Consider the following 15225-nt stretch of genomic DNA (forward strand, 5'->3'; position numbering starts at 1 on the left):
CGCTTGTAAGTGTTTCTAGTGCTTTTATGTATGGGAGTCTAGGAGTGCCCTCTCGAACGCACTCAAGAGCAACCAAACCCGAAATCAACGCAGGAGAACAGAAGTGAGACAATGACATCAATGACAAACCAACACAAGAGCTAACCCCCTTGACACGTTATCCCCAATACTCCTCACTTTCCTCTACGGTCAAGTTAGGCTTCTCTACCTCGCTGAAGTAGCTTGACGTGAGCTTCTCAGCTTCTTTAATGCTTACCTCAACAAACCTTACTTTATGTCCCGGCCTAGCTTGTGCTAAGACGTCTGTGTCTGGAGGCACTAAGTGGAGAGCTACCGCGTAACCTCCCGTAGTCTGTGCGTCAGACATCAAGATTATTGGTTTCCCGTCTGGGGGTGTCTGGACGTATCCTCTGTCTGTAGGTATTGAGGGTAGCCTGCCCAGTCTTGAAGCAGACGTGAGTGGAGGGCCGTCTAATCTGTAGCCCATGCGGTCACTCTCAAGCGTCACTACATACTCATGTTTGAAGAGCGTGTCTAGGTCTTGCAGCTGGTCCGCGTGAACCCCTTTAGTAGCTCTCAAGACTATGACCTCGTCTTTCTTAGGTATCCTCCTGCTAACGTCTACTGCTGGACTCAGACTATGTATTTTTGACCACAAACTCTCTACATCTACTTCTGAGACCGTCAGCACATCACCTACTCTTAGAGGTCTTCCCAAACACCCGAAACCTCCTCTCACGTACGTCGACTTACTCCCTAACACACTCTCACACTCTATGCCCCCGGCCACAGCCACATAATGCACGTTGCCTCTGTCTGAAGGACGTACGGTCAGTTCCTTACCAGACCTCAAGTAGATAGGCTTCCAGGAAGGAGCCTCATACCGGTCAACATAAACTTTGGGGAGACCTCCAGTCACGGCTATCACGAGGTCTTGGCTGGTTCTCAGAGTGATAGACCCAGTAAACTCTATTAAGGCTGCGTTAACTTCATTGCCTACGAGAGCGTTCGCGTAAGAAGCCGACAGAATATCGAGTGCTCCAGAGACCGGAACTCCAAGACTCCTGTATCCGCGCCTACCCAGGTCTTGAACCGTAGCTACACCAACCAAATACGTTACGTGTAGGTTAGCCACTATAATCACCTACGTACAGTCCCCTCAGCTTATTGAATTCTTCTAAGGTTATGGGTTTAAAGACTACTACATCGCCTGGAGCTATAGGTATCGGTGGACTCCTCCTATAGTTAAACATTGTGAGAGGTGTTCTGCCTATTAGTCTCCAACCCCCCGGGCTCTCAAGACCGTAAACTCCGGTCATCTTGCCTGCTATGCCTACAGACCCTGCGGGTATCTTAACTCTAGGCGTCTCTAGTCTGGGTGCCGCTATCTTCGGGTCTACCTCACCTAAGTAGAGGAAGCCTGGCGTGAATCCCAGCGTGTAACATACGTAGCTCCTTGACGTGTGTAGTTCAACGACTTCCTCTTCTCTTAAGCCGGCCCAAGAAGCAACCGAGTAGAGGTCTGGCCCTAGCTCGCCGCCGTAAGACACTGGTATAGTGAATTTCCTCGGTCTGTAAATCTCGCTTAACTCGACTTGCTGGCTCCAAACCCATAACTCGTTGACTTTCTTGATTAGGTCCTCACTAGAAGCTTTCCTCGGGTCATAAAATAACGCGATCGAGGTTACGCCCGTCACTAACTCGTTGATTATTCCTGAGAGTTCTTTCTTGAGCGCGTAGTACAGCTTGTGCATAGCGTTAACACATTCTAGAGTTATGTCTCTGCAGACGTCTACGTGGATCACGTAGCCGCCACTACTAACAATCTTAACCTCAGAACTCGTCATGACCTCTAAACAACCTCTGACATAGGCTTAATCTCAATACCGAATTCCTTAAGTTTGGTGTTGACTGACTTAGCGAACTCTACAGCTTTAGGGCTGTCACCGTGGATGCAGAGTGTGTGTGCTCTCACTTCTACTAAGCTACCGTCTACGGCTTGTAAGACTCCCTTATCAATTATGCTTAAGGCTCTCTCCACAGCTTTACTAACATCTGATATTAGAGCTCCCGGAGCTCCTCTGGGAGCTAGCCTGCCGTCAGGCATGTACCCCCTGTCTATGAAGGCTTCGTAAGCTACCTTCAGACCAAGCTCTTCAGCCACCCTCGCTGTCTGAGAGTTATAGGGAGCTACGATAATTAGTCTCTTATCGTATGAAGCCACCGCCTCAGCAATAGCTCTAGCGTAATCTTCCCTAACCCACGCCATATTATATAATGCTCCGTGAGCTTTAACGTGCTGTAGCTTAACGCCCTCAACACGCGTGAAGGCTTCTAGAGCACCGACCTGGTAAATCATGTAGGCCTTCAAGTCGCTTAAATCAATTATCATCTCCCTCCTACCGAAACCCATTAAGTCTGGGAAGCCCGGGTGCGCACCTACAGCAACATTAAGAGACTTAGCAGTCTTGATAGACCCCCAAATACTTGAGGGGTCTCCAGCGTGGAAGCCGCAAGCTATGTTAGCTGACGAAACATACTTGAATAGCTCGCTCTCATCTACTAACCTCCACCTACCAAAAGACTCGCCAGCATCAGTGTTTAGGTCTATCTTCTTAACCAATAAAGACACCCAAATAATAGAAATAAAAAACTAATAATAATTTTACTATTAAGACTGAACAAACTCTTACTTTGTGTAAAGTAGCTTCCCGTATTCTTCAAAGACTCTCTTTTCGTCTTCTGTAGCCTTAGTTAAGGCGCTGATTAGTACTGCTAGGACGGTGTTGACTGCTAATCCTATGAGTCCTGCTATGGCTGCGTGATACGTCACCGGCATCCTAAAGTATTTCCCTGTCTGGACAGTAAAGAGTGCGACAGTTATGGAGCCTGCAGCGAAGCCTACTAGAGCGCCGTACTTGTTGATGAGTTTCTTCTTAGGTATTATCATTTGTAAAGTGAGTGGGAGTAGTTGAAGGCCGCCGGCAACAGCTATAGACGTCACGTCAAATATTAATCCCGGCTTCAGTATGGCGAAGTACCAGCCTATGAGGAGCCACACGATCATTAGGATTCTGCTCACAGCGACGTACTCGCTCTCGGGTTTGCCCGGCCTCACATATCTCTGGTAGATGTCTCTCACTAAGATTAGGGAAGTAGAGCCTAGGAATGAGTCGAGAGTTGACATTGCTGCTGCAGCAGCTCCCGCGAGCAGGAAGCCCGCTACGACAGGGTGTAGGAACGTGTATATCATGACAGCCATCACGGCGTCAGCACTCCCGTATTTCGAGGTGAGTGCTTGTATGAAGCCCTTGTCTAAGACTCCGGGCATGCCTACGGCGTTCACGACTGCTGCGGCAAGACCTATTAGTGCTGTCGGTATGTAGTATGACGAGAGATAGATTGCTGTCCCTACCGCAGAGGTTTTCAGAGCTTTCTCGTCTTTAGCGACGTAATACTTTATCCAGAGGTGCGGTAAGAGCATTAATCCAGGAGCGTATATCATTATGGCTCCTAACATCATGAGGGGGTCCCAGTTCATAGTTAGGAGAGAAGGCTTGAGAGTCCTGACTTGATCCATCAACTCAGGCACTCCACCTGGAGCGAGTCTCTGCAGGATTAAGATTCCCGCTAGGAAGACACCCACGTACATCCATATACCTTGAAGCACGTCAGTCCAGTACGCTGCTCTAAGCCCTCCTAAGATCAAGTACAGCGTAGTTATCAGCATCAGTATTAGCGAGCCCCACATGTACGGTATGTTGCCTCCACTACCTATGTCCATGATCAGGCCCAGCCCAACCGCCTGAACCACTATATAGGCTATGACGAATAACGCCATGACTACCGCAACTAATACTCTCAGAGCCTCACTCTTGTAGAAGTCTGCGAGTGCGTCGGCAGGGGATATATGACCCCTAGCCTTACCTAACTTCATGAGTCTAGTTCCAGCTAAATACATGAAGACTGCCGCGCCCGTAGTCCAAGCTGAAGAAGCGACCCAGAAAGTTATCCCGGTAGTCGCGTACGTGGCGACGCTAGTTAAGAACGCGAACGCACTGTGGTACGTGGCAGCAGTAGCGAGGAAAGTCACGAGAATGCCTGCACGCCTACTCAGCACGTAGAAGTCTTCAAGAGACCTCTTCAGTATCCTGCCAGATAAGAACCCGATGAGCAAGACAAGGACACAGTACGTGAAGATTATCGATAAGGTGATCTGCCACGTCTCCACCCTAACCACCCCTCTTTAAGTCGTGGACTGCGTAACCAACGAACATCAAGATAGCAATAATCCACCATATCAGAGAGTAGGTGTAGGTAATGCTAAACCCTGCTAGAGGTGTCGGGTCAGCACTGTTGACCAAGAATACCCCGAAAGCTAAAGCCCACACGACCAGTACTAGAATGACGAAGAAGGCCTCGCTAGATTTAGGCTTGGTCGATGAAGACGTAAGAGACTCACCGTATATTAATTTATTATGAAGAGTTTAAAAATATTACATATTACGCAATCTCTTTCCTAAACTGTTTCTCGGTAGATGGCTGTTCATAGGCTTTCATACTCAGAGCTACTCATGTGAGTATTCAGCGGGGTGTAGGCCTCAGTGAGACACGGGTCAGAAGCGCAACTCACCCTAGAAAACCTATGGAACCTCTGGCGGGAAGCTGTCACTATACTTCATATTCTATCTCGTTTGCTCCGTAGCGAAGATTAAAACTTTACTTAGTAAGATTATGTGGTGAGGTATTGCGGGTAGAGTTGGGTTAATCACTATAGGTCAATCTCCTAGACTTGATGTAGTCCCTGAGATCAAGGAAGTGTTAGGTGACTCAAGTGTTGAGATACTTGAGTGTGGCGCGCTAGACAGACTTAGTAGGGAGGAGATTGCTGAGTTAGTTCCTAGGGAGGGTGAGTATGCTCTAGTAACTAAGCTTAGAGACGGTTCTGAGGTCAGGGTATCGCGTGAGAGAATACTCCCTCTAGTGCAGAAGTGCGTTGACGTTCTTGAGTCCCTGGTCGATATGCTGGGGTTGCTCTGTACTGGCGAATTCAGAGAACTTAAGTCTAGAAAACTACTAGTGATGCCTTCTGACCTCCTCCTTAAAGTTGTTGAGTCTCTTAAAGTTAGTAGGTTAGGCGTTATAGTGCCTGACCCTACTCAGGCAGGTCCGGCTAGGAAGAAGTGGAGTACCGTGGCGCCAGACATTAAGATTTTTAGTGTGTCGCCTTACACGGGAACCCTAGAAGAGTTAAGGAAGACTTCCAGAGAGTTAGTTGATCGCGACTTGATAGTGTTAGACTGTATAGGCTTCGGCACGGAAGCGAAGAAAGTAGTAGCTACGACTTCGGGAAAGCCTGTGTTAGTCCCGAGAACTCTACTAGCTCATGTCCTGAAAGAACTCTCGGGGGTGTGAAAAACGAGTCAAGATGTCTTGAGTGCTATCGTGAGGGATGTGATTAAGGGTAGGAGGAGTGTCAGGAGCTTTAGAGACGAGCACATACCTGAAGAACACTTAAGGTTTGTTCTTGAGGCGGGTGTGTGGGCTCCTAGCGGCGGTAACGCCCAGCCATGGGAGTTTGTGGTAGTTAGAGAGAAATCCACTATAGAGAAAATAAAACTATTCTCTCCAGGACTTTTCGGGAATCCTGACGTGATAGTAGTTCTCTGCGTTAATAAGAGGCGCGTCAGGGGAGGCAAGCATGAAGAACTGATTGCTTTAATGGATGTCGCTATGGCAGCTCAGAACATGATGTTAGCTGCTTACTCATTAGGCGTTGGTTCATGTCCTATAGCCTCGTTTAATAAGAGCGCTATTAAAGAGTTGCTTGAGATCCCTGAACACGTAGACCCAGTATTGATGCTGAGTCTCGGCTACCCAGACGAGTGGCCTAAACCCCCTAAGAAGAGACCTCTTGAAGAGGTGACACACTACGAGAAGTACTGACGAGATCGTTAAAGACGAACACTTCAAGCTATTAGCTTTCCTCATAACTAGCGCTAGAGGCTGCGTAGACGAGCCACGCTTATACGGGCCTCTCAGATTAATAGACGCCGCGTCAAAACTCATAAACATAATGAGACTAGAAGGCAAGACAACTAAAGAACTCGATAAAATCCAGGAAATAATTGAAGAAAAGAAAGACTTAGTAATGCATGATGAGGAAGCATTTATTAAGTTCTTAGACGAGCTAGTTACTGAATTAGTCAAGATAGTTAAAGGAAAGTAAACAACAATGAAACTCTCAACACAGGTTACGAACCTCAACAACCACACTTCCAATTTCTTGGAAGCTTCTCTGTAGATAAACATAACTCTTTATTACGCTCAAGCCTCCCACAAAACCTCCAGACAATGCATGTTTCGTATAGTGCATCATCACCACCCTAAAGAGGCGTCTTTTCAGTCGTAAGCTACACTATTAAGGTTCTAGCAAGTTTAACCTCCCCATCTCAAGTAGTACCCTTTTCCCTAATTTCGCGTTTCTCGTCGGGAGTCCCGACTTCCTCGTAGATATAGTACTCGTTGCTGTCTTTTTGAATTATCCTCATGAGCTGTAACTTATTACTCCCTAACGGGTGTCTGTATGCCCTGACTTCTTCTTTACTCACGTCTACTACGTATAGCCAGTATTCTTGGTTATCGCGTTCTAGCTTCTCGCCGAAGTCTTTCTCGCCTTTCGTAATCACGATCAAGTTTAGGTCTTTCAACGTCTTTAGTTCGACGAACCTGGTAAGCCCGGTTTTGCAGTCTTTTATGAGTAAGTCAAACTTATGTAGCTCCCTAACATCAGTAACTACGTGAGACTCACCTAAAGCTTTCTTCAGTAATTCGATACCTAGGTTTTCGAGTTCTAGCTTGCTCTCCTCATATTCACCCACAACGTTCTCTAGAAAGTCTAGTGAGTACTTCTCGCCTTCTTTCTTTATGAGTAAGAAAGGCTTAACTTCTATGAATGAGTCTGTAAGAGGTTTCCCGACCTCAAAGCTACTTAATCTTAGTGAGTCGTCATTCCTGAATTTCTTCTCTGCAGTGTATCTCAGATAGTGGTCGTATTTATTAATGAGTTTTTGAATTATCTCCGAGCTCACGTAATGTTTAATCTTTTGCAGTTCAGGACCTCCTACTGCTTTGTTGATGTCTAAGCTGACCACACTACAAGGTAGGCTGGAAAGAGTTTTTAATTCCCTAACTAATTCACTTAAGCTAAGCACGCGCCCCCCGCTATAGCCAATTAACCAGCACACTCTCTCAGAATTTCTCAGCTTAGCACAAGCTCTGTAGATTGTGAGCTCCCCATCATAAGACTTACACCCAACAACGAGTCCTGGCTTTAAATTAGTCCTAGATGCCTCGTTATAGAGACTGGAAATCAACGCTTCCTCAGAAGTAGTTGGGAAGACCTTACCGCGCAGATTTAGAACCTCGAAGATTTCATTAAGGAACGACTTAACTTCCTCTCTGCTAGTAAAGCCTATGACGTTACGCAGAATCTCCTCTACCTGAATTCTCCGAGACTGACGATCAACGTGGAAAGTCTTCCTAATCTCGTTCTTTAAGTTCTCAAGAGCACTAATATAACTCCCAACTAACTCGCTAAGACCTGTCCGGCCCTTAGTCTTGTAAGTTCTCCAAATCTCAAGAGATGTTAACTTCTCTGAAGTGCTACCCAACAATGACATTAATTCTCCTTCAGCACTAGGCTCCAACTTCCAAGAAACCTCACTACCACCACAACTCAGGATAGCTTCCCCTGGTGTCAGGCTAGGTGACAGACGTGCTTTAACGAGATTCAAGAGCTTAGTGTAGACAATGTTGAAGACCGCCTGCTCAAAGCCTACAGCCGTGATCAAGGAATATACGTGAACGTCCCTGCTCTGACCAAGTCTCCACACCCTCCCGGCTCTCTGCTCAAGTCTAACTAGAGACCACGGGAGTTCATAATGTATAACAACGTTAGCTTGCTGTAGATTCAGACCTTCTGAAGCAACGTCTGTCGAGACTAAGACTCTAGGACCCGGCTCCGAAAGCCACGCTTTAATCTCTTCTAAGAGTCCCTGATTTCTAGTCAGCATATCTCCCGTGATTAGCTCCACGCTACACCCAACGCGACTATTCTTGAAGACCTCGCGAACTCTCTCATATACGTACCTAGCAGTATCTGCGTACTCGCTAAACACTACTACCTTATCACCAACTCTTAAGTGTCTGTTAATCAGTGATATCAAGGCGTTTAACTTCGAATCACCGCGCTTTATGATCTCCCTAGCAAGATTTCTGAGTTCGTCAATCTCGTCCTTATAAGACTTAAAGATGTCAACGAATTTTAATGATGCGTCGACTAACTTGTCAGGATCTGCATCAACGTCGTCTTCCGTCAGGTACGCTTCTAAATCTTCCTCAAAGTCTCTTAGTGTCTGGAGCGGCCTACTCACACTCTCAAGAACTCTCTCAAATGTCTTGAGCCCGGCTTCAGGGCTTGACAAGCCTCTCTTATCTATTATCGCGGCAACAAGCTCTAAGCCTTTAACCTTGCCATACTTCAAGAGCAATTCTTTAGTTAATTCATCTAGTTTCTCAATATATTTTTTCTCCATCTCCGTAGGCTCGATAATGCATGCTTTGTAGGCCGCGTCAACGAATACCTTCTCTTTCTCGTATAAATTATTGACTTCTGACTTACTCCTTCTAAAGACTATAGCGTCTCTAACTTCCATGTAGAACTTACTGTGGTCGAGGTCTTTCCAGGCGCTCGCGTCCAGACCCGGGTCTACTAACGCTATCCTCTTGAGGTAGTCTTCTGGGTCTCCCTTATGCGGGGTAGCAGTCAGTAAGAGTAGCGACGCTCTAGAATTCTTATTCACTAACTCTTTAACGAAATTATATCTTTCAGTACCTAGTCCTATCTTATGTGCTTCATCAATTATTATTAAATCCCAACTACTTCTGAGTATCTTCGTCTTAAGCGGTTCTTTCTTGGCTGTGTCTATCTTTATTAAAAACACACCTCCCTCTTCAGAATCTAAGTAATCACTAGATAGCGGGTTTAAGCCGGCTCTCACGAGTTCTGCTTCCCACTGAGTTCTGAGGCTCCTAGGTGTTAAAACTAGCACCTTACGAAACAGCTTCTTCCTGAAGCCCCAATCAATGAGTAGTATAGCTTCAACAGTCTTACCCAGCCCGATCTCATCAGCTATGAGAGCTCTGATAGGCTCTCTAAGAACTAGTCTGTATAAAAGCTCTGCTTGATGTAGGTACCCCCTAAACTCTCTCCTACCCATTAAGTAGGGTCTGAAGAGCGGGTGCTCCTGAAAGAGCTCACTCATGAAAAGCTTAATTACTTCTTTACCTGACATGATAGAGAGTCCTCAGAGAGCTTGATACTCTAAAAAGAGCTCTCAACCCGCCTCTCCTGAACCTCTCGAGAGACTCGGAGTACCAGAAGTGAAGCGAGAACGAGTCAAGAGCAGTGACCAGCTCCTTCAGATGCTCTATAGCTAGGGTGTTCCGCCTGCGCATGCCCGTAACTGCGACACAGTAAGTAACTAGCCTCTTGTGAGTGTCTTCATCAAGTATCCAGAGCCCCCTCTTAGTAGTTCTGAAGGTCTCTCCCTCAGTCCTCCTCGCAATATCTATTAAGTCATCCCTAACACACCGCAGTCTCCCGATCTCGACAGACCCCATAGGAGAGCCTCTCTTGAAGTAAGCTCTATCACCGATCCAAACAACAAAACTAGTGAATCCAGACTCTCTATCCACAGGTCTCACCCCCTACAGCAATACGCTAAGCTAGCTTTACAGCCAGATATTCTCTTATTAAGATTCTCAAGCTCTTCAACGTCCTCTACCACACCGCCTCCCTCAAAATACACAACTAGAGACTCGCACATAATGCCTGCCACAACACCGAAAACCTGCTTTAGAGACCTAGACACTGCCTCCAAGTCTTCAAGCTTTATATCCTCAGCAACTACTTCAAGCTTGGAACGCTTATCAGACTCGCCGTAAGGCAATACCTTAATCGAGGATTTCCTAACTCTCTTAACACCCCTAACAGCTTTCTTCAAAGACCTGAGAGCCTCTATCAAAACGTCAACAGGTATTGAACCACTAAACACAATACTATCACACACGGTGTCAACTGCCGGAGTTTTATCAGAACACATGGCTTTCTCAACAACTCTAACTTTCAGAACATTCCTCCTCGGCTGAACACCCTCAGACAGCCCCTCAATAAAGTAAGTGTATTCCCCAGGCGCTGAAGGAGTCCTCAAAACCCATAAAGCCTCAAAGTCTGGCACACCGCTCGCAGGCTCTACAGTACCCTCACTCACGCGTAGTCTGACCTCACTACTAAACCTACCAATCCTTTTGACCAGAACATTGACATCTACTTGGTTCGGGAATTCTCCACTCAAATCAACTAATACTTCCTTCCTCATAAGTTCTAGCTCGAACGTATCGCAAACACGCTCACTCCTGAGAACAACCTTGGAATCTTTAAAGATGTAGGCGTAGTCGTGAGGGCGACGCGTCTTGAGCTCATACAGGGGTATCTCGCCATCTTCGTGTATGACTGTATAGTACCTCCTGTTCACACACCCCTCACTCGGGATCTCCTCAACTCTCTCCAGAATCTTCAGTAACGCATCAACAGCTTTGGGCCAAGGAATAATCACGTCGCTATCTAAAACTTCAGAGATTTTCTCAAGACCCTCAATCTCCTTAAAGAAGACTTTCTCGTCTCTCAACAAACCTATTTTGAGATTTCTTATACCAGTCATTACTAGATCGCTTACAAACCTGCTCGGCACCATAGGCTTAGCGGGGTTCTCATAAAATATCTTCTTAACGTCACCAACTCTCAACTCATCACTCCATTCTTTAGAGCCTTTAATTAAGTATGGGAGGATGTCAAAATCACTAGTTTCTTCGAAAGTCTTGCCGTTATTATTGAGTGAGACCTCAGCAATCTCTAATAGAGTTTTGCCAGACTTCTCAAGAGGCACGCAACGAGCTACGTCAACCCCCTCAGCATGGTCTGGAAACACTAAATACTTGAAGTAGTTGAATAAGTGTAGCATGAAACTCTTTTTAATCTTGTTATACATCTCGCTAAGCTCTTCTTTAAGAATCTTAGCGACGGTCTTCTCAGCATATTGTCTCTCTATAGTCTTCCTTAAGTTGTCGCAGGCTATCAACCTCTTAACTTCTTTCTTAACCCTACCCCACATGTCGTTGTCGTCTGAGAGCATGACTGTCACTGTGTTCTTGTTCCTTCTAGGCACTACGGAATTGCCTGAAGCTCTATAATAAATTAACTTGTAGATATCTCCTTCAACGATCTCCCTACATCTGAAGCCACTCACAGGCTCTAACACAGTCACTAACACGTACTTCTGGTCATCAAAATCTATGACTTCAGGTCTTAAGAGAATGTATGGAACACTACTCAAGAACCTGGCTTCTGCCGGGCCGCCCTTACTCACGTCGTATGGCTTAACGTACAGCTCTCTAACCTCGTTCATGATATGACTCAAAGCCTTAGAATCCTCAACTTTACTAGCTTCGTTCTCGATCAGCTCGTTAATGTCTAGGAAAGTAGTCACCCAGTACCTGCCTTCTTTAACGTAGAGGTGAGGCACCCTATAATCTACTCCACCACTACTAATCTCGTCAAGCAACTCACTAACTCTCTTAGGAGACACCTCGTACGCTTCATATCTGAGCGGGTCGTACGTCGCTGTTATGACTTCCCGCTTAGTCGGGAAAACATTCATCGGCTCTAAGTGTGGCTTGTAGACGTAAGTCCTCAAAAACACGTAGAGCGCTAGCCTATAAGCTAAATCCCTATAAACCTCTGGACTAACTTCAGGAGGTACTGGCAACTCCTTAATCGTCTTGTTAATAATCTTGTCGATGACGTTATCGAAACTCCTGTAGTCTTCCGTGATTATTAAAGACCTTACCTCGTGGTCTCTCAAGTCTATGTCTGAGGGGGTTATCAGTAACGCATTACTCTTAGATTTCCAGAGCCTCCTAACCACTACCCTAGCTATCCTGAGAGCGTCTCTAGTCTTCTGAAGATTCTTATTCCTCTCAACAACATCCCTTAATGTTTTGATGAAGTGTGGGTGGAACGGGTAGGAATCCCTAACCTCATCAACTAAGTCTTCAAACTCCTCACTATAGCTTACTCTGAGGTTAGAAAACCTTGAAGCAGCTAACTCAGCACCACTACTCTTTACTTCCTCAAAAATTCTCTTCTTCAGTATGTTCGTGAAGTCTTCTGACGTAGTGACTGGCTTGCCAGCCCTCTCAGCAGCCCTGAATATCTCTTTACCAACCTTCTCAACAAACTCTTCGTAGCCGGGCTCTGGCTCAAGCCCCTTATCAGTTGATTCTGCAGGTATGCTGACCACTACCACGGTCTTAGAGTTCTTAGAATACTCTGAGAGTATCCTCATAAACAAGACTACCTGATCAACATACTTAGTTAGTAGCTCCCTTTCTTCAGGTCTGGGAGCTCTAGCTAACCTCCTGTAGTATATGCCGAGCTCGTCAACAAGTATCAAGACCTTCTTATCTCTCAAGATCTGTGAAACCCCGTACATCTCCGGCGCCACAAGCTTCTCATCAAGCTCCTTAACAGAGTCGTAAGTCCCTAGCTGATGCGCTATATACCCCCACAAAGTCTTGATTGTTCGGCCACCAACCGTCAGAGGCTCTATAGGTGAGGGGGAGAAAGCCTTATGCGTGCCGTCCACCACAACCAAACTCACGTCCCTAACTACCTCATCACTAGCTCCAGGCACTACACTCTTAAGTAGTTCAGGATTCTTGAATAAATGATATATGAATATCAGAGTATGTGTCTTGCCACCGCCGAAAGCTGAGGGCAAAGCTATAGTTCCTCCCCTGCCAGCACTCACTCTACTAATCAAGTCACTCACTAAATCCCTCATGAACTTCGTTACGTAAGTCCTCTCTATAAACTCACGTGAATCAACGTATATTCGGTGACCCTCACCAGCAACAACTCTGTGGAGAGAGGGCGCTACTTCTTGATCTAAACTCTTATCGAGGAGGTCTTCCCTCACCCTAACATGTCCCCACAAACTCAAGCAAGAATCACCTCAAAGTAAGTTCCCCTAAATGCGATAAAATCCTGCTACACGCTCTCCTCTCAGGGTCGCCTGAAGGCAGTACACGCGCGAAGACTCTAGCGATATTCAGTGCTTCATCAACACCTACAGTCTTCCCCTTAAGCCCCTCAATAAAGTTCTTGAACTCATCCCTACCCAGTTCTAGAGCTTTATACTCTATATAGTGCAACACATCAATAGGAGTCTTGAAGACCGGGTTCCTCAAGCTTATGTTCTTTTCTAAGAGCAACTCCTCAAAAGACTTCCTTAAAGAAGCCTCATCAACCCCCACACTAGCCTTAGGCTCTAGAAGCTCTAACTCATCACCATACCTCCCGAGAATATTGAGAGAGATGATCTTGCTCACGTCAAGACCCCCAACAGCCCCGAGAACTGACGCGAAATCCCTGTCAATCACTGCCCTCCTAAACCTACTGTAATTCCCAGGCCTGCTCACAAGCTTAACAACAATATATGAGGAAGACTCAGGACTAAAGCTCGTGCTAACACCAACAAAAACTCCAGCACCTCTAACCATAGCTTGAATAGCCGCAGGGAATATATGATTCTTAACTAACTCACTAACACTCTTATCTGGAATCAACCTAGAATACCTAGTGTAAACACTCAATACAGTACTCAAAGACTCTAAGAATAAGTTGAAGTCAGGCTTAACCCCCCTCTCTAAAACCCTCTTAACAGTCTCAGTAGCTTCATTAAGAGCCATCAAATGAGCCCTCTGCAACAACTCCTCACCACCAAGCCCCTCACGCCACACAACAACAATCGAAGAATCAAGAACTACCTTACCCCTAGCAGTAACTCTCTCCTCACTCTCAGTAGTGACAGGGAAAGCTCTAGAAACCCTCAAACCAGCCCCACGCCACCCAGCCTCAAGCAAAGCCTCCCAAGCCTCAGGACTCGTATGAGCGTAATAAGTAACTAAAACACCCCCACCTCTGAGCAACCCCCGCAACCTCTTGAAAGAATCTACTAAACCCTTCTTAAAAAACTCCACACTACTACCTAAACCAAAATGCCTAGCTCTACCCTCACTAGCCGAAACCTCCCGAGAAGCAAAAACCTCCCACTGAGTCCTAACCTCACTAAACTTAGAACAACCATTATCCAAACACTCAAAAAAAGCTTCAGCAAAGAACCTCGGAGTAAGCACAAAACCATCACTATCACTCAGAGCCCTCTTAAGCCACACATAATAAAAATCACTAAGCTCAGAATACGCTACATCATCCAGATACGGCGGATCAGTAACAATCAAATCAAACTTCTCATTAGCATCAAGCTTTCCGAGAACCTTGGCATCATCCAGTACAACCTCAACACGACTAGAACTACCTGAGACAGCGTTAATAAGATATTGAAGACCCTCAATGACGCTATTGAGGGAGCGTATATAGGAACCGACTATATTAGCGTTAGGAAGTTCTTCTATCCAGTTCCAGGTCATAGCTATGCCTCTGAAAGCTAGTGCGTGAGCGATGAATTTCGCAGTAGGCTCTATACTGGTCACTAGACAATTATGTCTCACGTGGTTGACGAGCGCTATTGCTAGGTATGTTGTTATTGCTTCTGCGTATTTGTGTGCTTTCTGCTTGTCCCAGCCCTGCTCCAGCTTCTCCTCCTCCACCCTCCTACTAGCTTCACGTATCAGCTTGACGAGCTTGACTAGGGTTAGGAGCTGGCGCGGGTTGAAGAATTGATACCATGATATAGCTCCTAGAACGGGAGTGATTCGTCTGTTTTCATACTCCGGTATCGGCTCTGTTGGTATGTCTGGGTCTCCCCACATCTGCTTAAGCTTCTCTAGTGCTTTCCAGAGTTTTTCGTTGTCTTGTTGTGTTGCTGGTTCGAATTCTAGGTTTTTGTTTGTTGTTTTTGCTTTGACTAGGATTTTAGGTCTTGCTGTTGCTTGTTTTAGTTCTTCTAGTCTTATCTCGCCTGTTAGGTATTTTTCTAGTTTTTCGTTCCATTCTTTTAGTGCTTTCTTGACTCTCCATTCGTCTCCCTTGCCTGGTTGTGTGTTGTTGCAGTGTAGGCATTTTGCTATGTTTCCTCTAGC

General features: G+C 45.9%; 12 protein-coding genes. 3 read left to right on the plus strand and 9 right to left on the minus strand.

The window, feature by feature from the left end:
• Positions 1 to 157: 157 nt before the first annotated feature.
• The 5 genes from QXL29_06395 to QXL29_06415 are packed head-to-tail and all read right to left on the minus strand — an operon-like array spanning position 158 to position 4364.
• Complete coding sequence (locus QXL29_06395) at positions 158 to 1135, minus strand: biotin-dependent carboxyltransferase family protein (protein ID MEM2284222.1); 978 nt, start codon at positions 1133 to 1135, stop codon at positions 158 to 160.
• On the minus strand, positions 1128 to 1847 hold the full coding sequence (gene pxpB / locus QXL29_06400; protein MEM2284223.1) for a 5-oxoprolinase subunit PxpB: 720 nt from the start codon (positions 1845 to 1847) through the stop codon (positions 1128 to 1130). The genes QXL29_06395 and pxpB overlap by 8 nt, the downstream gene beginning before the upstream one ends.
• A 5-nt stretch (positions 1848 to 1852) precedes the next feature.
• Positions 1853 to 2632: a 5-oxoprolinase subunit PxpA gene (locus QXL29_06405; GenBank protein ID MEM2284224.1), complete on the minus strand. Its 780-nt coding sequence runs from the start codon at positions 2630 to 2632 to the stop codon at positions 1853 to 1855.
• A gap of 57 nt (positions 2633 to 2689) precedes the next feature.
• Positions 2690 to 4231: a sodium:solute symporter family protein gene (locus QXL29_06410; GenBank protein ID MEM2284225.1), complete on the minus strand. Its 1542-nt coding sequence runs from the start codon at positions 4229 to 4231 to the stop codon at positions 2690 to 2692.
• 1 nt (position 4232) lies between these two features.
• Positions 4233 to 4364, minus strand: a complete 132-nt coding sequence (locus QXL29_06415; protein ID MEM2284226.1) for a hypothetical protein — start codon at positions 4362 to 4364, stop codon at positions 4233 to 4235.
• Positions 4365 to 4767: 403 nt separating this feature from the next.
• Between QXL29_06415 and QXL29_06420 the strand changes: the two genes are divergently transcribed.
• The 3 genes from QXL29_06420 to QXL29_06430 are packed head-to-tail and all read left to right on the plus strand — an operon-like array spanning position 4768 to position 6229.
• The gene (locus QXL29_06420; GenBank protein MEM2284227.1) at positions 4768 to 5415 is read left to right on the plus strand and encodes an AroM family protein; all 648 of its coding nucleotides are present in this window, start codon (positions 4768 to 4770) and stop codon (positions 5413 to 5415) included.
• Positions 5416 to 5445: 30 nt separating this feature from the next.
• Complete coding sequence (locus QXL29_06425; GenBank protein MEM2284228.1) at positions 5446 to 5946, plus strand: nitroreductase family protein; 501 nt, start codon at positions 5446 to 5448, stop codon at positions 5944 to 5946.
• Positions 5947 to 5950: 4 nt separating this feature from the next.
• Positions 5951 to 6229: a DUF6092 family protein gene (locus tag QXL29_06430; protein ID MEM2284229.1), complete on the plus strand. Its 279-nt coding sequence runs from the start codon at positions 5951 to 5953 to the stop codon at positions 6227 to 6229.
• A gap of 223 nt (positions 6230 to 6452) precedes the next feature.
• Here QXL29_06430 and QXL29_06435 read toward each other — a convergent pair whose 3' ends face one another.
• The 4 genes from QXL29_06435 to QXL29_06450 all read right to left on the minus strand — a co-directional run.
• Complete coding sequence (locus QXL29_06435) at positions 6453 to 9326, minus strand: helicase-related protein (GenBank protein MEM2284230.1); 2874 nt, start codon at positions 9324 to 9326, stop codon at positions 6453 to 6455.
• A gap of 19 nt (positions 9327 to 9345) precedes the next feature.
• A complete protein-coding gene (locus QXL29_06440) occupies positions 9346 to 9759 on the minus strand; it encodes a hypothetical protein (GenBank protein MEM2284231.1) in 414 nt (137 codons plus the stop codon).
• Between the two features lie 5 nt (positions 9760 to 9764).
• The gene (locus QXL29_06445; protein ID MEM2284232.1) at positions 9765 to 13124 is read right to left on the minus strand and encodes a DUF499 domain-containing protein; all 3360 of its coding nucleotides are present in this window, start codon (positions 13122 to 13124) and stop codon (positions 9765 to 9767) included.
• 7 nt (positions 13125 to 13131) lie between these two features.
• On the minus strand, positions 13132 to 15225 hold a 2094-nt coding region (locus tag QXL29_06450; protein MEM2284233.1), incomplete at its 5' end, for a DUF1156 domain-containing protein.

This window comes from Zestosphaera sp., from assembly GCA_038843015.1.
Lineage (GTDB): Archaea > Thermoproteota > Thermoprotei_A > Sulfolobales > NBVN01 > Zestomicrobium.